Consider the following 19,609-nt stretch of genomic DNA (forward strand, 5'->3'; position numbering starts at 1 on the left):
CTAGGCGAGGTGATTATACATCAAAGTGAGGGATTTTTAGTTATCTTATAATAGGGTGTGTCAACACATCCTAATTGCTTTGCATTAATAACTCTTGAGCATGGGAACGTGTTTGCTCTGTAATTTTGAGCCCACCAAGCATACGTGCAATTTCATCAATTTTTTCAGTCTGTTGCAGTAAGCTAATGCGCGTAAATGTCTCCTTATTATCGCTTTGTTTTTCCACCCTAAAATGATTATGTGCTGCAGCAGCAACTTGGGGTTGATGCGTGACACAAAATACTTGTAATCGTTCTCCCAATTTACGAAGCATTTGTCCTACCAAAGCAGCCGTTGCACCGCCAATCCCAACATCCACCTCATCAAACAATAAAGTGGGCGTCGTACCTTGTTGCGCAGTAATCATTTGAATCGACAAACCAATTCGAGAAAGTTCTCCACCTGAAGCAATTTTACTGAGCGAATCAAGCTCCATGCCAGGGTTGGTACAAACTTTATATTCAACTTTATCCATCCCATGTGCCTGCATTTTTTCCAGTGCAGTTATTGCAATGTCTACTTGCCCCTTAGGCATGCCTAGTTGTTGGATACTTAAAGTAATTTCTTGTGCTAACTTTTGAGCTTGTTTTTGTCTTGTCTCCCTCAATTTTAAAGCAGAAGTCTCATAAGCGTTAAGCAATTGGTGAAGCTGTGCGTGTAATTGGGTTAATTGACGTTTATTGTTATGTAAACTTTCAAGTTCATTTTGTAAATACTGTACATGGGTATGTAACTGGCTACTGTCCACATGATATTTACGGGCAAGTTGATGTATGTTACTCATTCGCGTTTCAATTTCATATAAGCGTTCAGGATCTAAATAAACACGTTCAGAAAATTGCTGCATTTCATCAACTGCTTCTTCACATTGAATCAAAGCGCCATTAATCAACTCTTGAGCATTTTTGATTTGAATATGTTCTTGAGGCAATTGGCTAAGCAGGTGTAAAACTTGATTTAGACTCGTACAAATATTGGGTTCATCATCGGCATTTAAGAGTCCATGTACTTGCTGACAGTTTTGTAAATACTCTTTGGCATGATGCAACATCTGATGTTCTTGGTATAAGGTTTCAATTTCGTTTTCATGAAGGTTTAATGCGGATAACTCTTCGATTTGGAATTGCAGTAACTCGATTTTATCTGCTTGCTGCTCCTGGCTTTGTAAAAGTTCTATTTCGTGTTGAAGTTTTTGACATTGTCTGTAAAGTTGGGCTACTTCTTCAAGCAAGGGCTGGTTCTTGCCATATTGATCCAATTGCTGGCGATGCGTGGCATGCTGCATTAACGCTTGATGCTGGTGTTGTCCGTGAATATGTACTAATTTTTCACTTAACTCTTTCACTTTTTGCAAAGGAAAAGGTTGTCCATTAATATACGATTTAGAACGTCCCTCAGTATAAATCACGCGACGTAAATAAATGTCACCATCATCACAAGGGATATCATGATCCGCAAGCCATTGTGCCGGTTCAGAATCGTGACTCACAAAAAAACCTGCTGTGATATCGCATTTTTCTTGACCAGGACGAATCACGGAGGCATCAGCCCTCTCACCTAAAGCGAGCATCAATGCATCAATCATAATGGACTTCCCTGCCCCAGTCTCGCCAGTAAATGCAGTCATTCCCTGTGTAAAATCTAACTCCAAATGGTGCACAATTGCAAATTGTTTGATGCACAAAGTTGTTAGCATATTCTATCCTTGATGTTTGGATTCCCAACCCAGCTTCGATCGTAATGTATCATAATAATGATAATCAAGAGGGTGAAGTAAACGTAAATGGTGACTGTTTTTTTGAATTGCTACTTTTTGTTCAGGCTTGACCATTCGTGATTCATGACCATCACAACTCACTCGTAAATCAGTTTCGTTAAATTGACTGATATGTAGCTCAATTTGCGACTCGCCATCAATGACTATAGGACGAGAACTCAAACTATGAGAAAACATAGGTACAAGAACAATAGCATTGAGTTGTGGATGCATAATTGGGCCTCCTGCAGATAAAGCATAGGCAGTAGATCCTGTAGGAGTTGATAAAATCATGCCATCAGAACGATAATGACTGACTAATTGTTGATTCACATATACTGAAAATTCAATGAGGTGGGTTTCCTTACCACGCCCTAAAACAACATCATTAAGCGCATCTCCTTCAAAATAAATATGATCCTCATCATAAATGCGCGTATGTAACAAAAAACGTTTTTCTTCTTTATATTGTCCTGCTAGGACAGCACTTAATTGGGCTTCAAGCTCATTGGGTAAAATATCTGTAAGAAAGCCCAGACGTCCTCTATTGATCCCAATGACTGGTGTATCTACCTTAATTGCCAGACGTGCAGCTGAAAGCAAGCTTCCATCACCACCAATAACAATAATTAAATCCTGTTCTTTCCCCATATTTTCTCGGGCTAAGATAGGTAGCTCCACACCAAAGCCAGTGGCTGTATCAATATCCTGAAAAATTTGCACCTGCTGATTTTTCAGGAAATCAATTAAACGATATAAGCTCTCACTGACTCCTTGATTGGCACGATGTTGACGTGCAAACAAGATAATCCGTTTAAATGAGGTATTATTCTTCACTATTTGCTGTTCTTGATGCTTTTTTTCGTTCATGTTCTTTCAATGATTTTTTTCTTATGCGAATGGAATTAGGAGTCACTTCCACCAACTCATCATCATCTATAAATTCCAATGCTTGCTCTAAAGTTAATTTTACTGCAGGTGTTAAGATAATATTTTCATCCGAACCTGAAGCACGAATATTCGTTAATTGTTTTTCTTTAGTTACATTTACCACCAAATCGTTATCGCGGGAATGAATTCCAACAATCATCCCTTCGTAACATACCGTTTGGGGCTCCACAAACAATCGTCCACGTTCTTGTAAATTAAACAGAGCAAAAGCACGTGCCGTACCTTGGCAATTAGAGATCAATACACCATTGGTTCGTTTGCCAATTCGCCCTTTAATCGCTGGCCCATAATGATCATAAACATGATACATTAAACCCGTGCCAGAGGTAGACGATAAAAATTCATTATGAAAACCAATAAGACCGCGAGTAGGAATCATATAGTCAAGACGTACACGCCCTTTTCCATCCGGGACCATGTTTTGTAACTCACCACGACGCTCACCCAATTTTTCCATAATAGCACCTTGGTGATTTTCTTCTACGTCTACAGTGAGATGCTCATAAGGTTCTTGTTGCTCTCCGTCCACCTCACGAATAATCACTTCAGGCTTACTTATAGCTAATTCATAACCTTCGCGTCGCATGGTCTCAATAAGAATGGATAAATGTAATTCACCACGACCAGAAACTCTAAATTTATCAGGATCATCACAATCTTCCACGCGCAAAGCAACATTATGCAATAACTCCGTTTCTAGACGCTCACGGATTTTTCGCGAAGTCACAAATTTTCCTTCTTGACCAGCAAAAGGCGAGTCATTCACCTGGAAAGTCATACTGATTGTTGGTTCATCAACCGAAAGCACAGGCAATGCCTCAACGACATTCAGATCACAAATCGTATCAGAAATCTTAAGTCCCTCAATCCCGGTAATTGCAATAATATTTCCTGCATTTGCCTCCTCAACTTCGATACGCTCAAGCCCCTTAAATCCTAGCAATTGCAGCAGACGACCCGAACGAATATTGCCATCTTTATCAATAATTTTTACCGCAGATTTTGCTTTGATTTGTCCACGAGTAATCCGTCCTATACCAATAGTACCTACATAGGAGGAATAATCTAAAGAGCTGATTTGCATCTGGAAAGGACCATTTGCATCTACTTTAGGCGGCTCAACTTTTTCAATAATTGTTTGCAATAAAGCACTCATATCTGAAGCTTCATCTTCCAAGTGCAGCTTCGCGTAGCCATTTAAAGCAGAAGTGTAAACCACAGGAAAATCTAATTGCGCATCTGTCGCGCCCAAGTTATCAAACAAATCAAAAACTTGATCCATAACCCAATGAGGTCTTGCTCCTGGGCGGTCAATTTTATTAATGACCACAATAGGATTCAATCCACGCGCGAACGCTTTTTGCGTTACAAAACGTGTCTGTGGCATAGGGCCATCAACTGCATCAACGAGCAATAATACACTATCTACCATGGATAAAATGCGCTCGACTTCGCCACCAAAATCAGCATGTCCAGGAGTATCAACGATATTAATTTGATGGTTTTGCCAATAGACACACGTGTTTTTTGCAAGAATAGTAATTCCTCGTTCCTTTTCCAAGGCATTAGAATCCATTACCCGTTCAACTTTAGGGGCTCTCTCATTTAATGTTCCAGTTTGTTGCAGCAACTTATCAACTAGAGTAGTTTTACCATGGTCAACATGTGCGATGATGGCAATGTTGCGAATTTGATCAATCATAAAATAACCTTTGATGGGAAAAACAAGTATTTGTACATAGATTTGACATTATACCTCAACAGGACACTAAAACCTATCTGATTCTTGTATTTTATAGCCTCATCCACTAAGTTCTAGCTATTAGTATAGCAAACTATTTTTCATGCTTGAGTCAATAAAATGCATGCCTATGAAAACCAAATCCTCTAAATGCAATGCATTGTTTTATTAAATTAATTTCTAACTATTCCCGCTATACACTACTAAATATTTTTTAGCTGCTAAAATAAGAATGAGGGGTTAAAAATAGGGAGTAATTATGAGACAGCTAATTTTACATCCCACTGATATTAGCCAATGGCATGCATTAGTTAATGAGGCCCAAGCTGCAACCCAGCTTATTTTGAGCGAAAACACTGAAAGTTATTTGGTATTTTTACTAATGCGTTTTTCTCAAGGACCTAAATTAATTGAATCCATAGTTGCACTCGATTTTCTAGAGTCTATGCATAGACCGCGAACACTGCAAATGGAATTACTACGCGATGTGGGAGATAAAAGTTTATTATTTTGCGGGCTTTTTCCAGGGATTGCTAAAAGAAGACATGTTAGTCTTGAGTATTTTTCCGAAATGGGACAAGCAGCCTATTTGACTGTTGGAGAATTAGAGGGAAAACATTCTGAAAATATCTATTTTCAATTAAGCGAACAATTTCTAATCTTAAAACAAATCTTACAGGCCATGCGCGGTGAATACACCGAAATCATTCAAGCTGATCCTAGAATTTTATCGTCCATAAAAGTAAAGTTACAATAAACAGCTTAACCTGGGTGCGACTAGCAATCCCAGGTACACTTTTCTAAACTCCTCATATGCTGGATAAAAGGCTTAATTTGTTGACTTTAAGACCTAAAGTATTTCTTATGAGTTAAAAAATATACAACCACATACTCATTATGTTATGTTACATGAATGGACATTTTGATAAATTTAAATAAACATCGAACCAACAAAAAATAAAGGTTATACAGAGGAGAATAAAGTTATGTCAGGCATTTTAAGTTTTCTCAGCGTCCCAGTAAAAAAACCAAATTCAGTATCAGAAAAAAAATCCGCTTTTTTCCCCGATATTTTTCGCATTGCTTTGAAAAATATGAAATCAGAAGAGAATTTAGCAAAATATTTGCACAAGCAAGCACAACTCCATCCGCAAGAATATTGCGAAGCCATTCAAGACTATTTCAAAGAGAAACTAGAACAAAGAACAGGACTGATGCGCCATGTCAGTTTTTTTGACTCTGAAAATACGTCAACATTAAACTTCATGAATGTCGTACAAGGATTTAAGGACCTAGGCTTTGGTACGCTCTCTGCTTATTTAAATACTGCTCTTGTTATAGGTGGAGGTATCTTAGGCACCCAAAAACTAGAGCCTCCTATTGAAAAGGTTCATGATTTAACACATCCGGTCTCTCATACAGCTTATTTTAATCAGAACCCCTCTAAATTTAATAACAAAGCCCATGAAAAAATGATAAAGGAGCTGATACATAGAATGATGAAAGGACGCGATAAACTTGAGAAAGAAGATCTTATCAAATTAGTTGATGAAATAAGAACACGACATCCCAAAACAGGTTTAGGTAAACTATTCGCAGAACTTTTAAGACCACTCCAGATTGTGGCTTTCACTAACGTAATGAATTTATGTGGTGGCTCCCTTACGGAACAAGATTTGCAGGATTTCTTTAGCGGTACACTTTTTTATGCCATCGCTGAACCAAGCTCTGTTGCTCATAGAGTGATGACTATGCGCTAAGTGACAAATTGTCGTTTTTTTGAAAAGAATCAAACCAACCATTGGTATGTTAACATCAGTTACGGATAAGAGTTTTATTAGATCCAGTCTTTATCTTAGTTGTTAGCGTTGGGGAGCACTACCAGTGACTTAAGGAGCTTCTTGTAGTCGTCCTCGCGAAAGCGGGGACCCAGATTGATGGAGGCACAATGCCCCCTATAGAAATGGACTTCCGCTTTCGCGAAAATGATGAAACCCTGTAAGTAGGGAATGAGGAGAGGCTTTAGCATCGTCTAAGCCTTAGCACGAAATTTGAATTAAAAATCTTAGTATCAAGCGCATCTGAATTAATGGTATCCCCTTTAGAGGAATCTCGTTTGGATTATCCTTTATGAAACAACATGGCGATATCAATGGGATCAAAAGTATATTTCTGATTGCAAAAATCACAACGAATAGCTACCTCTCCCTGTTCTTTTAGTAATTCGTTTGCATCCTCTTCACCTAAAACAGTAAGTACTTGCTTCATCTTATCAAGGTTACAGCGGCACTTAAAACGAGTTTTACGGCTCTCAAATATTCTTATTTCTGTTTCATGATAAAGTCGATATAGTAATATTTCATTCTCTAAAGTGAGTAACTCGTGCTCACTTACTGTTTGACCCAATTGCACTGCATATTCCCAGAATTGTTCCCTATGTTGCGTATCTTGGCCCGGCATTAACTGCAGCAACATTCCTGCAGCAGCATTTTCATTCACCGCCAACCAAACTCGAGTGGAAACTTGTTCCGATTGAGCAAAATAGCTCATCAAATTTTCACTCATTGAAGTGGATTGAATAGGAACCATGCTCTGGTAGGCATTGGTTTGATTATTTTGATTAATGGTTAAAACCATTTGTCCTTCGAGAAATGCACTCGCATACTCTTTAATTTCTAGATTTTCAATAAATTGCGCAAATGCTCGTACATTAAGCTCATGATCACATTGGACTAATAATAGAGGAAGCCGTTTATCTCCTTGAAACTGTAAATTTAAGCTCCCCTGAAATTTGATACTGGATGCTAAAAGCAAACATGAAACAAGTGCTTCTCCCAATAAATTTTTAACCATTGGAGGATAGTTTCGTTGACTCATAATGGTTTGATAAGTGTCTTCAATGTGAACGATTTCACCACGAATATTTGCATGTTCAAAAATAAAGCGTTGCAGGGTATCTGATTGTTTCATAAACGAGCTCTAAAAAATTACGACAGCCACTAAGACTCAGTTGCAATTGCGAAGTATAACATAATTTTTTTGTAATTTTTCCTGGAGAAAAAATGATTTTGAACTATGCTTTTAAAATCACACTAAAATTTTAAGGATGAAATCATGATTGATAAAAACATACTTGCTCCCTTATTTAAAACTATAGACAAAGTCGTTTTTGGTATTGAAGACACGGAAGAACCCAAAACCAAACCTGATTTTATTGAGATAGACACTGAAGAAGAATTTGATGTAGAACGCTCTATTAATTAATAGTTGATTCCTAATACCTATGCGGGCAATAATCGCTCTTTTTTGAGTGAGAAGCCTTTAAGATGTTGAACAGCCAACAAATGGCAGCAGTGCGTCATATAGACGGACCTTTATTAGTTCTTGCTGGAGCTGGGAGCGGTAAAACACGAGTAATCACGCAAAAAATTGCTTATTTAATTAATACATGCGGCTATGCCGCCAATACTGTATGTGCAGTAACTTTTACCAACAAAGCAGCCAATGAAATGCGTGCTCGGGTTGCAGCCGTCTTACCACCAGCGACTCGAAGGGGCTTAAAAGTAGCAACCTTCCATACTTTAGGCCTAAGTATTATCAAACGTCACTTTGACTTATGTGATTTAAAAAAAGGCTTTTCTATTTTTGATAGTGAGGATTGCATACAAATCTTGCGTGGTTTTTTATCTGCGAATAAAGCTACAGAAAGAGAGTTTATCCTGCAAGTTCAGCAACGAATTTCACGTTGGAAAAATGATCTCCTCACCCCAGAACAAGTCATTAACAATCCTTATGATGCGCCCTATTATGAAGAAGCTGCTTTACTTTATCCACGCTATCAACAAGCACTTAAAGCATATAATGCGGTAGATTTTGATGATTTAATTCGTCTTCCTGTAAGTCTTTTAAGCGAACATTCTTCCGTATCAACCTATTGGCAAAATAAGATTCGTCATTTATTAGTAGATGAATATCAAGATTCAAATACCAGCCAATACCTTTTGGTAAAACAGTTAACCGGAATAAGAGCTCATTTTACCGTTGTCGGTGACGATGATCAGTCAATTTATGCCTGGAGAGGAGCAAAACCTGAAAATTTAAAACAATTACAAGAGGATTATCCTCAATTAAAAATAATAAAATTAGAACAAAATTACCGGTCGACTAATATCATTTTACACTCCGCAAATCATCTTATTGCGAATAACCAACATTTATTTGAAAAAAAGTTATGGAGTGAATTCGGCCATGGTGAATTATTAAGAGTGATTCGTTGTAAAGATGAAAATGATGAAGCCGAACAGGTAGTTGCTGATTTAATTAGCCATAAAATACGTGCTAGAACCCAATATGGAGATTATGCAATATTATACCGCGGCAATCATCAATCCCGTATTTTTGAAAAAGTACTCCGCCATTATGGGATCCCTTATTATATTAGTGGTGGCCAATCTTGGTTTGCAAAAGCAGAAGTAAAAGATGTTTTTGCTTACTTGAAATTATTATGTAATGCGGCAGATGACGCTGCATTTTTGCGAGTCATCAATACCCCCAAACGAGGAATCGGTGAAGCAAGCCTTGATGCTCTGGGTCATTATGCACAAAATAAAGGTATAAGTCTTTATGCTGCAGCAGATCATCTTGCGCTTAGTGAGTATATCGCAGAAAAACCACGTGCTGCTTTACTTACTTTTAAATCATGGATGGAACAAATAAAACTACGAGTCACTACAGGTTCTATAGTAGAACAACTCAAACAGATGGTAGAGAACAGTGGTTATGAAGCTTATATTTATGAACTCTGCGACACCCCCGCTAAAGCTCAAAAAAGGATGGATAATGTTTGGGAATTATTAGAATGGATTGATCGTTTATTAACCAAAAATCCGGAACAAACCTTAGCTGAGGTAATTAACAAACTCATTTTAATTGATATTCTGGATCAAGCAGAGGAACAAGATAACGACACCCTGCAACTCATGACCTTACATGCATCAAAAGGCTTAGAATTTCCTTATGTTTACTTAGTAGGTATGGAAGAGGAATTATTACCTCACCGGGTGAGTATTGATGAAGACCAAATCGAAGAGGAAAGACGATTAGCCTATGTAGGCATTACTCGTGCTCAGAAAGGTTTATGCTTTACCTTAGCCAAACAAAGACGTCGTGCAGGTGAAGTACAAGACTGTTTACCTAGCAGATTTTTAGACGAGCTTCCTGCCGAACATCTTGAATGGTTCGGAAAAAATGTAGAGCGCTCTGAAGAGCAATCGAAACATCTAGCAAAAACTCATTTAGCTGGATTAAAAAGTTTACTGCTTGAACCGTAAGTTGCAAAGATTATTGTCGCTACAATGCAGCACAGGCTACAATGATAGGTATGATCCATCCTGATCGCTCTATTGATGCCATGAGAAAAAACATTATCCTATTTACTGTTGCCTTAGCCATGTTCATGGAAGCGGTAGATACCACCATTATTAATACAGCAATTCCTGTAATGGCTCGAAGTCTGGATGTCGATCCTATAGATTTAAAATTAGCACTCATCAGCTATCTTTTGAGCTTAGCAATCTTTATTCCTATTAGTGGTTGGGTAGCAGACAAATTTGGCATAAAAGCAGTTTTTATAACTGCTCTCACTGTATTTACTTTAAGCTCCATTTGGTGTGGATTTACACATAACTTATGGGAATTGATTTGTGCCCGTATTGCACAAGGAGTCGGCGGTTCATTTACTGTACCTATAGGACGTCTAATTATTTTTCGAACCAGCAAGCGACATGAATTAATTACAAAAATGACCATGGTGATTATGGTTGCCTCTGTAGGCATGATGCTGGGACCATTATTAGGAGGGATTATTACTTATCGTTTTTCTTGGCGTTGGATTTTTTGGGTCAATATACCTGTAGGAATACTCACCATAGGTTTAGCAAGTAAATTGTTACCTAGTTTCTCTCCTCGCCAAGTCCCTCCTTTAGATAAATTAGGATTTGTTCTTTTTGGCAGTGGATTAGCTGTGCTCACTTTTGGTTTATCCATGTTCAGTGAATCCAATATAACAATAACGCAAACATCTATGATGTTAATCACTGCAGTATTGTTATTGGGTGGATATACCAGACATTCTTATAAAAGAAAGCATCCTATTGTTCAGGTAGAACTTTTGTATACCCGTACCTTTTGTATTTCAGTACTAGGAAATCTATTAACACGCTTGAGTTTTGGTGGTATTCCATTTTTATTACCTTTATTGTTACAAATTGGTTTAGGCTATTCATCAAGCTTGTCTGGCTTATTACTTACCCCTATAGCACTGGGCGTATTTTTAGTAAAACCTTTCTCCGTGTATATACTGCGTTGGCTTGGCTATAAAAATTTATTAATGATTAATACCTTTCTTGTGAGCCTATCCCTATTGTCATTTTTTTCAATTAATACAAACTCTTCTATTTATGATATTGCAATTTTAACTTTTGCCTATGGGTTTCTGGTTTCATTACAGTATACCGGCATGAACTCACTTGCGTATGCTAACATTAATGAAAATGACCTCAGCGCAGCCACAAGCATTATGAGCACCATCCAACAATTATCCCAAAGTTTTGGTCTCGCTGTTTCGGCGATATTGATTGATTTTTTCACCTATAAATATTCTGTGCATCAGGCTTTTTCAGTTAAAATATTTCATGATACGTTTATCACGTTAGGAATCCTTACTTTTTTTTCGGGAATTATTTTTACCTTCTTAAAAAAAGAAGATGGTTTGGAGCTTATTGAAACTCCCGCAAGTAAATCCTTATAAAAATCTACACCTTCTTAAATGAGCTGAAACGTTAATCAGTGATTTATTTGCTCGATTCATTACAGTTTTTAGTAAAATATGCTCTATCACGTGTAATATATTAGAATTTTTAGACAAAATGATCTATGATAGAAATGCATTATTATTGTTTTGCAAAAAAAGTAATATTTTTTTGAGAAAAAAACAGCACAATTAATAAAATAATGCTACAATGTGGTAGTTACAATTTAGGAAATTAAAATGTCAGAAAAAATTCGCGGTACAGTAAAATGGTTTAATGAGTCCAAAGGTTTCGGTTTTTTAGAAAGTGGCGGTAAAGATTATTTTGTTCATTTCAGTGCAATTCTAGGCACCGGGTTTAAAACTCTTGCAGAAGGTGCAACGGTAGTGTTCAAACCAAGTAATGGTCAAAAAGGTCCGCAAGCTGAAGAAGTTGAAGTAGTAGCCTAATACATTTATTAAAACCCTATCTGCTTTAATACATCGTTATTTCTGGGGATAGGGTTTTTCCGAAAGAAAATCATTATTATTCCTCAAGTAAATAACGAGTATTGAATGATGTTATTGATAAAATTCAAACTTGTTTATCACACCTTTACATAAAAAAACAAGTGTTAACAGCTAAAATACAAGGAATCGTATTATGGTTAAAAAAATTGGAGTTGTGGTTGGAAGTTTACGCAAAGAATCCTTCAACCGAAAAATGGCGCGCGAGCTCATATCTTTATCTCCTTCCTCTCTAGAATTACAAATTATTGAGATTAATGAATTACCTTTATATAACCAGGACCTTGATGATGAAAATAGACCACCAGCTGCTTGGACACAGTTTCGTGAGCAAATAAAGGCATGTCAAGGGGTACTCTTCGTAACACCAGAATATAACCGCTCCGTTCCTGGTGTATTGAAAAATGCAATTGATGTTGGCTCTCGTCCTTATGGCCAAAGTGTATGGGGCAAAAAACCTGGCGCGGTAATAAGCGTTTCTCCTGGGGCTATTGGTGGATTTGGCGCCAATCATCATTTAAGACAATCTTTTGTATTTTTAGATATTCCCATATTACAACAACCTGAAACCTACATTGGAGGAGCTGGAGATTTATTTGATGCCCAAGGAAAAATCCAAAAAGAAGAAACTTTAAAATTCATTAAAAAATTCATAGACGCTTATGCTGCTTGGGTTGAACTAAATACGCAAAAATGAACCCCTGCTGTTGCAGGGGGTGATGTTCTTCTAAATGTCACTCTTTTCAAAGGCGAGAGTCAATTTTTCCTTAAGTTGATACCATGTGCTTGCGCAGGAAAGTATTATTGCGCGAGACTACATAAATTCCTTAAGTCAATGGCAGAACACTTTTCAACTCACCCACATCAATATCAGATGATTAAGTATTTTAACTGTATACTAACGAGCTATTCGTTTTGTTGTACTCCAAAACACAGATTGGGTGGAAAATATAACTCTAAGAATATAGAATAGCCAATGCAACCACGTTCCCTATCCTAAGTTAATTATAAAATAACAGGCATAAAATCCATGACAAATCACCTCGAACAGTTTGAACAACGTAAACAAGATCATATTAAGTTAGCCTTAATGCCTGAAAATCAAACTGCTGATTTAAGTACTTTGGACACTATTAATTTAATACATGAAGCTCTTCCTGATTTGAATTTTGATGATGTTTCTATCAAAGGAAGTCGATTTGGTCACGTAGTTGAAAAACCTTTTCTTATTAGCTCCATGACTGCAGGACATAAACGCGCAAAACACATCAATCGCAACCTTATTGAAGCTTGCGCACAAAATGGTTGGGCAATGGGTGTAGGCTCACAAAGACGCGAGCTGACAGATCCTAAAGCAGCTTTTGAATGGCAATATTTACGCCAAGATTTTCCAGAAGTAAGTTTGTACAGCAACTTAGGAATAGCCCAATTAATTGAAACATCCATTACTGACATACAACGCTTAACTGATGCTTTGCAGGCTAATGCATTAATTATCCATTGTAATCCCTTACAAGAATGCATACAACCGGAAGGAACAACAACATATAAAGGTTGTTGGAATGCTTTAACTTATCTAGTAAAAAACCTTGAATTGCCAATTATAGTCAAAGAAACAGGTTGCGGTTTTTCACGTGAAACAATGATACGCTTAAATGATATTGGTATTGCAGCAATCGATGTAGGTGGATTAGGCGGGACTCACTGGGGACGAATTGAAGGACATAGAGCCACTCATGACCCAATTAGACAACAGGCGGCCATAACTTTCCGAAACTGGGGGATTGATACTGCAACTTCAGTAAAACTAGCAATGGAACTAAACCCCTCTTACGAAATTTGGGGTTCTGGCGGAGTAAATAATGGTTTAAATGCTGCTAAACTTTTTGCTCTTGGAGCAACAACAGTTGGTTATGCAAAACCCATGCTTGAAGCAGCACTGAAATCATCAGAACAAGTTAGTTTATGCATGCAAACAATAGAGTACGAATTAAAAGTAGCTATGTTTTGTACTGGAAGCAGAACCCTATCAGACTTAAAGAAAAAATTGGGTTGACCTCAGTTCGACATAAGCATTCCAAAATTTTCATTAAGTGAGTGTATTTTTAGGGTAGCCTTTTTCGGCTTGAGCATATAAGCAGCTAAAGCCCGATAAGAGATAAATAACAAAATTATCAAGCCTCCGATGTCTCGCGTGTTCAATTTATGCTCAAAAACCATTTCAACAATACTGCGCTGTCCAAGCAATTATTTTGAAAAGCTACCGTTCGTTTTTGCAATGGAGCCGTTAATAGTTCCATAGGCCTCAGGCTCTACTACACAATCGTTTTAAAAATATGCGTATTTTTATAAATACTACTTTTATGCTAAGTCGCATGAATAAAAGTACTGACTTACCAAGGTATGTTATCCAGCTTAAGTGTGTCATTTTTTGGTTAAATACCTGCAATATTTGTTGGCGTATAAAAATGATTGTCTGTTTAAAAATATTCTTCGTTTTGAAGAAACAAGAGATGCTGTCCAATATCGTTTTGCTAGTATATGAAATCGCTAATAGTCTATACATAGGAACTATTCCCACAAAGAAGCCACCGCTTAAAGAAGCATGTTTGGGATTTTTCTTTGCTTGATATAAAATGATTTTTAGGATGTTTAACCACAATACATTTAGATTGCGGTTGCGTGTTAATTGCATAACAATATTTACAAAACACAAATCATGGGTTATTTCTTCACTCACTTTGGTATCAAAACGTTTCAGTGCGCCAGCACTAAAATTCTCTGTTTCGAAGCTTTCGATGATGGTTTCGGCTGCTAATCTTCCACTTTGCAAAGCATATTGTATCCCTTCACCAGTAAAAGGATTGATAAATCCTGCTGCATCACCAGTGAGTAAAACCCTGTCTTTTACATTAATTGTAGCGGGGTCATAACAAGATAAAGGCCAACCAGCTATTTTAGTTATTTGCATTCCCGGGCTAATTTTTGATTTAAAAAAAGGATCACTTTCTATCATTTCCAACAGCATGGCTTTTAAATTAGTTTCATTTTTGGGAAATGTTTTTAATACCATACCAATTCCCACATTGGCGGTTGTGGACGAAGTGGGAAAAAACCAAAAGTATCCTGGAAAAGTGTTACGAGTAAAAAAAAGCGTTGCTTGGTGCGATGTACAATTAATATTTTCGCAGTAGGCGCGCACAGCTACAATTTTATGTTTTGGATTTGGTTTTTTACCTTGAAGAGTTCTCGCAACAGTACTGTTGCTTCCATCTGCACCAACCAACATTTTGATTAAAAAGCGTCTTTTTTTACCGAGTTGTTCGCATTCAACCATAATATTCTGTTCATTGACGAAATAATTCAAAAGCTTACAGTCAGTAATAACGTTAACTCTCTGTTGCTTTGCTGCGTTAACTATCCAACTATCAAGCAAGACACGCGGAATGACTCTACCATAATTAACAAAGTCTTTGATTTGGGGGATATTGTCCGTTATCAATTCCTGGCCATCTACATAAACTGTGGCTTCTGTAATCATGTTGGTTGCTTTGAACTCAGGAAGATCGGTAATACCAAGCGCCATTAGTTCTCTTAAAGACACTGGCGAAACAAAATCTCCGCATACCTTATCTCTTGGGAAGGAATGAGAATCTATAAGTATTACTTTTTTGCCCGCTTTTGCCAAATAATAAGCACATATTGCCCCAGAAGGACCAGCACCCGCGATTAAAACATCCGCATCAAAATCCCCTGTTTTTAGTGAATTGTCCTTCGCTAAAATCGACTTATTCCGACAATATGCCATATTATTCATTTCTCAAATGTTTCATTCAATGAATACAACATTAGGTATTGTAGTAAACGTTTACTCACCTATTCATGTAAGTATATAAAAAATATGCGCCCTGACAAAAAGCAGGATCAAAGTTAAATCAAAATTAGGGCTGATTCATAAAAGACAAAAAATACCAACCTTTTTAAAGCTGATACATTATTATTAAATGGATAAAATCCCTTATAAATGGCTTGTCGAACAGTTAATATAACTTTGTATCGTTATTATCTAGTGCATTTTGAATAAAGTCTAATTTGAGGAGTAAGTCTTTTATTTCGTGTACGGTTAGCTGCTGCGTATTATGAGAGGTATAATCTTCATAATTAGAGATAATTTCCTCGCCTTCAACAAAATACTTCTTGTAATTCAGATCTCTATTATCCGCTTGAATACGATAATATCGCCCCATATCTTCTGCTTTAGCCATTTCTTCTCGGGAAATTAAAGACTCATACAATTTTTCACCATGACGGGTACCTATAACTCTCACTTCACTCATGCTTCTAAAAATTTCAATTAGCGCTTGGGTTAAATCAGCAATAGTGGACGCAGGTGCTTTTTGAATAAAAATATCACCTTGATTGGCATGAGAAAAAGCATGTAATACCAAATCAACAGAATCTTCTAGCGACATTAAAAATCGAGTCATTTGAGGATCCGTTATCGTTAGCGCTTGTTTCGCTTTGATTTGCGCAACAAAAAGAGGGATCACAGATCCTCTTGATGCCATAACATTTCCATAACGTGTAGCGCAAATAATGGGGCCATTTTCAGGAACAACTCTGGATTTAGCAACAACAATCTTTTCTGCCATCGCTTTGGAAATACCCATAGCATTAATGGGGTAAACTGCTTTATCTGTACTTAACACCACTATTCTTTTTACTGCTCGGGCTATACCCGCAGCCAAAACATTATCGGTACCAAGAATATTAGTGCGCACCGCTTCCATCGGATAAAACTCACAAGAAGGGACCTGCTTTAAAGCTGCTGCATGGAACACATAATCTACGCCAATCATCGCATCGGCTACTGATGAATAATCACGAACATCACCAATGTAAAATTTTACTTTGTCATTATTCAGCTCGTTACGCATGTCTTCTTGTTTTTTTTCATCACGGCTGAAAATCCGTATTTCACGAATGTCAGATTTTAAAAACCGCTGCAAAACAGCATGCCCAAAGGAACCAGTTCCTCCTGTAATCATCAAAACTTTATCTTTGAACATGCTCATTTATCCTCATATAAATTTTTTGATTCATACATTAAAGCAATCAATTGTGACCAATCAGGAGCAACATAACCAGTTGCATTTTTAAATCGTTCGCCATTGAGTGAACGATCAACTCTAATTTCTTCATCGGCTACGATGCTTATTTTTTTCTTGTAAATCTCTGCGATCAGCGAAAGCAACTCATATTTATTAATAGGAGTCGCTGCAACCTGATAAAGCCCCCAAAGCTCAGGTTTAGGGATAACATAATCACGCATAACTCGTGCTAATTCGAAGGTGGGTAATCCCGAAAAAATAGCATTTACGTATCCCTTCACTGATAGCTGCTGCGAAAGAAACCATTCAACTAATGCCGTTTTACTGTTGAATTCATGCCCTATTATTGAAGTACGCAGAGTAATTGCATGCGAACTTTCTGTAATTTCACCAATAAATTTTGATTTACCGTATAAGTCTTCAGCATCTGAATTATCATTCTCTGTATAAAAGCCTTTTTTTCCAGAAAAAACACAATCCGTACTAATATGAATCAAGCGTGCTCCTGCTAATTGACACAATCGTGCTAATTGATGAGGTAACATCGCATTAATAGGCAACGCAGATAAGGGATCCTTAGCACTTGATAACTGTTTAATTAGGCCAATACAATTGATGACAACATTAGGACGAACTTGTTCAAGAACTCTACATAAAGTATCTAAATTAAGTACATCTACATCAGAAATAAGGTAAGGGTGAAAAGCGCTGGGAAAATATTTTAAACCTTCTTTACTTCTTAAAGTACCCCAAACTTCAAAATCCTTCTGCTGCTGGTTAAACGTATAAAACACTGCACTTCCCAGCATACCTGTTATACCTAAGACCAGAATTTTCAAAATCAATCTACCTCTTTTTAATTTTATTATTAAAAATTTCAATGAGTCGACGGCTCTGTGTCGTCATTTCAAAATGTTCCAAGAAGAAAGCTCTCGCTGCTCTTCCCAGCTTTTCCCGCTCTGAAATAGGCATATAATATAATTTTTCCATATTTTTGGCTAGCGCATCAGCATCCTCGGCAGGTGAAACTAATCCTGCTTGTGCCTCTTGGACAATACGCGCTCCTTCTCCATCTAATGCTGCTAAAATAGGTCGTCCTGCAGCTAAATAAGCTTGAACTTTACTTGGTATAGTATAAGAAAAAAGTTCATCTTTTTTTAAAGTGACTAAAAGAGCCGCTGCTTTAGAAAAAATAATAGGCATTACAACAGCTGGAAATCGACCAGGAATTAATATGTTTTTTATCTTTCTTTGTGCTATTTGAAGAAGCAACCAATCGCTCATACTACCACTACCGATTAAAAGAATTTTACATTGGGTTAAATGGGACATTCTCTCCGCGGCATTAATAATTGTCTCAAGTGCTTGCGCCGTACCCAAATTACCCGCAAAAACAAAACAAGTATAAGACTCAAGCTCTGATAATAGATGCGTAGGAAGATCGTGATGAGTGCTAGATGATTCTGGCTCTAAGAATGAATTAGGATAATAAACCACTTTTTCCAATGAAGTATACTTTTCCATCAAAGTAGGAAAGACCTTTGATTGTACTAATAAAGTATCGGAAGCGGCATAGATACCTTTTACAACATAACCAATGATCTTTAATAAAAACCTATTTTGAATAAATCCTGTAGCCTGAACACTTTCAGGCCACAAGTCCTGTACCCATACAGCAAGATGAGCTTTTAAACGCCATTTTAAATAAATAGCAGGGATTACCGAGGTAATTGGCGAAGGTACAAATACAAAAACAACATCGAACTGTTTTCCTTTTATAAATCGTGGAAAATGATAAAGTCCATTAACGATAAAAGATAAATAATTTAACACTAATCGTTTACCACCTTTACCTCGAGGAAAAAGAGGCGCACGATGAATAGGAATATCATGAAAAGTTTCTGTATAATGACCTGATGCACGATAGCCCTCAAAGATGATACCTTCAGGGTAATTGGGCTTTCCCGTAACGACCTCTATTTGGTGTCCTTGTGCTGCAAGACACTGCACTAATTCATTTATGATAAATGTTTCAGGCCAAAAATATTGTGAGACGACTAAAATTTTCACTTGTTTCTTTAGATTGATTGGTTGAGTTGCTTCATTTAAAAGTTCAGAATTATAAATGAAAAAACTCTTTAAGCCGATGTTAAGAGATTTTTCTACAGAGCACAACTAAAAATTAACCATCGATTGGCAATTTAAAGGCCCTTTGCCGTTGCAAAGGGTAATGGGATCTCAATCTGATTCGTTATACCATCGCAAATGTTCAAAAGCAAAATAGATCGCCAATTAGATTATTTTTGATACAATCGTAGATCGGTCATTACGGCCATAACTCTCTTTATTATCTATTTTTCGCACTTGAGGAAATAGGATCACTTGATTATTTCGATCAAGGACAACCGAATGTTTAAAGGGAGATTTTATAAATAAATCAAGATTGGTTTCATTCTTTGAGAAAGGTAATTTTTGAACATCTTCATCTAAAGCCTTAAGTGTAATAAAGTCTTGCCACTCTTTAGACTCACACTTCTCACAACTTTGGATTTTCTCTCCTCTTTTTATAATAAGTTCTATTCCCTCATTATTATTCAAAACATTTCTTGTAATAGGTCACCCCTAATAAACTTTCAAGAAGTTTATTAGGAGAACTGATCCTCTTTATATTCTAACCAAAGCTACCGCCAAAAGAT

The 19,609-nt window shown here is 37.0% G+C and carries 17 protein-coding genes and 1 pseudogene; 8 read left to right on the forward strand and 10 right to left on the reverse strand.

Annotated elements, in window-relative coordinates:
• Window positions 1-70: 70 nt before the first annotated feature.
• The 3 genes from recN to typA are packed head-to-tail and all read right to left on the reverse strand — an operon-like array spanning window position 71 to window position 4,448.
• Window positions 71-1,735, reverse strand: a complete 1,665-nt coding sequence (gene recN / locus Lsan_RS03145; protein WP_058513084.1) for a DNA repair protein RecN — start codon at window positions 1,733-1,735, stop codon at window positions 71-73.
• A 3-nt stretch (window positions 1,736-1,738) separates the two neighbouring features.
• Window positions 1,739-2,665 (reverse strand): NAD(+) kinase, encoded by a 927-nt coding sequence (locus Lsan_RS03150; RefSeq protein ID WP_058513085.1) that lies wholly within the window; start codon window positions 2,663-2,665, stop codon window positions 1,739-1,741.
• Window positions 2,622-4,448: a translational GTPase TypA gene (typA, locus tag Lsan_RS03155; RefSeq protein WP_058513086.1), complete on the reverse strand. Its 1,827-nt coding sequence runs from the start codon at window positions 4,446-4,448 to the stop codon at window positions 2,622-2,624. The genes Lsan_RS03150 and typA overlap by 44 nt, the downstream gene beginning before the upstream one ends.
• Before the next feature lie 298 nt (window positions 4,449-4,746).
• On the opposite strand from typA, the gene Lsan_RS03160 reads away from it, so the two are divergent.
• Both Lsan_RS03160 and Lsan_RS03165 read left to right on the forward strand, forming a co-directional pair.
• On the forward strand, window positions 4,747-5,244 hold the full coding sequence (locus tag Lsan_RS03160) for a hypothetical protein (protein ID WP_058513087.1): 498 nt from the start codon (window positions 4,747-4,749) through the stop codon (window positions 5,242-5,244).
• A 229-nt stretch (window positions 5,245-5,473) separates the two neighbouring features.
• Entirely contained in the window at window positions 5,474-6,247 is a 774-nt protein-coding gene (locus Lsan_RS03165) for a caleosin family protein (RefSeq protein WP_058513088.1), read from the forward strand.
• 361 nt (window positions 6,248-6,608) lie between these two features.
• Here Lsan_RS03165 and hslO read toward each other — a convergent pair whose 3' ends face one another.
• A complete protein-coding gene (gene hslO, locus Lsan_RS03170; protein ID WP_058513089.1) occupies window positions 6,609-7,457 on the reverse strand; it encodes an Hsp33 family molecular chaperone HslO in 849 nt (282 codons plus the stop codon).
• A 144-nt stretch (window positions 7,458-7,601) separates the two neighbouring features.
• Between hslO and Lsan_RS22440 the strand changes: the two genes are divergently transcribed.
• The 6 genes from Lsan_RS22440 (at window position 7,602) to fni (ending at window position 13,858) form a co-directional block, all read left to right on the forward strand.
• A complete protein-coding gene (locus Lsan_RS22440) occupies window positions 7,602-7,751 on the forward strand; it encodes a hypothetical protein (protein ID WP_165482582.1) in 150 nt (49 codons plus the stop codon).
• A gap of 62 nt (window positions 7,752-7,813) precedes the next feature.
• On the forward strand, window positions 7,814-9,817 hold the full coding sequence (locus Lsan_RS03175) for a UvrD-helicase domain-containing protein (protein WP_058513090.1): 2,004 nt from the start codon (window positions 7,814-7,816) through the stop codon (window positions 9,815-9,817).
• A gap of 80 nt (window positions 9,818-9,897) precedes the next feature.
• Window positions 9,898-11,295, forward strand: coding sequence for an MFS transporter (locus tag Lsan_RS03180; protein ID WP_058513097.1), 1,398 nt, complete (start codon window positions 9,898-9,900; stop codon window positions 11,293-11,295).
• A 240-nt stretch (window positions 11,296-11,535) separates the two neighbouring features.
• Window positions 11,536-11,745 (forward strand): cold-shock protein, encoded by a 210-nt coding sequence (locus Lsan_RS03185; RefSeq protein WP_058513091.1) that lies wholly within the window; start codon window positions 11,536-11,538, stop codon window positions 11,743-11,745.
• 193 nt (window positions 11,746-11,938) lie between these two features.
• Window positions 11,939-12,499, forward strand: coding sequence for an NADPH-dependent FMN reductase (locus tag Lsan_RS03190; RefSeq protein ID WP_058513092.1), 561 nt, complete (start codon window positions 11,939-11,941; stop codon window positions 12,497-12,499).
• 333 nt (window positions 12,500-12,832) lie between these two features.
• Window positions 12,833-13,858 (forward strand): type 2 isopentenyl-diphosphate Delta-isomerase, encoded by a 1,026-nt coding sequence (gene fni / locus Lsan_RS03195; protein ID WP_058513093.1) that lies wholly within the window; start codon window positions 12,833-12,835, stop codon window positions 13,856-13,858.
• Window positions 13,859-13,860: 2 nt separating this feature from the next.
• Here fni and Lsan_RS23475 read toward each other — a convergent pair.
• The 6 genes and pseudogenes from Lsan_RS23475 to Lsan_RS03220 all read right to left on the reverse strand — a co-directional run.
• Window positions 13,861-14,005: pseudogene (locus tag Lsan_RS23475) on the reverse strand (IS982 family transposase); the annotation flags it as partial.
• Between the two features lie 102 nt (window positions 14,006-14,107).
• Complete coding sequence (locus Lsan_RS03200; protein WP_058513094.1) at window positions 14,108-15,619, reverse strand: NAD(P)/FAD-dependent oxidoreductase; 1,512 nt, start codon at window positions 15,617-15,619, stop codon at window positions 14,108-14,110.
• A 223-nt stretch (window positions 15,620-15,842) separates the two neighbouring features.
• Window positions 15,843-16,871 carry an SDR family NAD(P)-dependent oxidoreductase gene (locus Lsan_RS03205; protein ID WP_058513098.1) on the reverse strand — a complete coding sequence of 343 codons (1,029 nt, stop codon included), beginning with the start codon at window positions 16,869-16,871 and terminating at the stop codon, window positions 15,843-15,845.
• Window positions 16,872-16,873: 2 nt separating this feature from the next.
• Window positions 16,874-17,758 carry a dTDP-4-dehydrorhamnose reductase family protein gene (locus Lsan_RS03210; protein WP_237762017.1) on the reverse strand — a complete coding sequence of 295 codons (885 nt, stop codon included), beginning with the start codon at window positions 17,756-17,758 and terminating at the stop codon, window positions 16,874-16,876.
• Window position 17,759: 1 nt separating this feature from the next.
• The gene (locus Lsan_RS03215) at window positions 17,760-18,983 is read right to left on the reverse strand and encodes a glycosyltransferase family 4 protein (RefSeq protein ID WP_058513100.1); all 1,224 of its coding nucleotides are present in this window, start codon (window positions 18,981-18,983) and stop codon (window positions 17,760-17,762) included.
• A gap of 222 nt (window positions 18,984-19,205) precedes the next feature.
• Complete coding sequence (locus Lsan_RS03220; RefSeq protein WP_058513095.1) at window positions 19,206-19,511, reverse strand: hypothetical protein; 306 nt, start codon at window positions 19,509-19,511, stop codon at window positions 19,206-19,208.
• Window positions 19,512-19,609: the final 98 nt, after the last annotated feature.

Origin of the sequence: Legionella santicrucis, from assembly GCF_001468135.1 — a bacterium.
GTDB lineage: Bacteria > Pseudomonadota > Gammaproteobacteria > Legionellales > Legionellaceae > Legionella > Legionella santicrucis.

Coding starts and splice junctions, on each gene's coding strand:
- recN (WP_058513084.1), bottom strand. CDS start 1,735: ATGCTAACAACTTTGTGCATCAAACAATTTGCAATTGTGCACCATTTG.
- Lsan_RS03150 (WP_058513085.1), bottom strand. CDS start 2,665: ATGAACGAAAAAAAGCATCAAGAACAGCAAATAGTGAAGAATAATACC.
- typA (WP_058513086.1), bottom strand. CDS start 4,448: ATGATTGATCAAATTCGCAACATTGCCATCATCGCACATGTTGACCAT.
- Lsan_RS03160 (WP_058513087.1), top strand. CDS start 4,747: ATGAGACAGCTAATTTTACATCCCACTGATATTAGCCAATGGCATGCA.
- Lsan_RS03165 (WP_058513088.1), top strand. CDS start 5,474: ATGTCAGGCATTTTAAGTTTTCTCAGCGTCCCAGTAAAAAAACCAAAT.
- hslO (WP_058513089.1), bottom strand. CDS start 7,457: ATGAAACAATCAGATACCCTGCAACGCTTTATTTTTGAACATGCAAAT.
- Lsan_RS22440 (WP_165482582.1), top strand. CDS start 7,602: ATGATTGATAAAAACATACTTGCTCCCTTATTTAAAACTATAGACAAA.
- Lsan_RS03175 (WP_058513090.1), top strand. CDS start 7,814: ATGTTGAACAGCCAACAAATGGCAGCAGTGCGTCATATAGACGGACCT.
- Lsan_RS03180 (WP_058513097.1), top strand. CDS start 9,898: ATGAGAAAAAACATTATCCTATTTACTGTTGCCTTAGCCATGTTCATG.
- Lsan_RS03185 (WP_058513091.1), top strand. CDS start 11,536: ATGTCAGAAAAAATTCGCGGTACAGTAAAATGGTTTAATGAGTCCAAA.
- Lsan_RS03190 (WP_058513092.1), top strand. CDS start 11,939: ATGGTTAAAAAAATTGGAGTTGTGGTTGGAAGTTTACGCAAAGAATCC.
- fni (WP_058513093.1), top strand. CDS start 12,833: ATGACAAATCACCTCGAACAGTTTGAACAACGTAAACAAGATCATATT.
- Lsan_RS03200 (WP_058513094.1), bottom strand. CDS start 15,619: ATGAATAATATGGCATATTGTCGGAATAAGTCGATTTTAGCGAAGGAC.
- Lsan_RS03205 (WP_058513098.1), bottom strand. CDS start 16,871: ATGTTCAAAGATAAAGTTTTGATGATTACAGGAGGAACTGGTTCCTTT.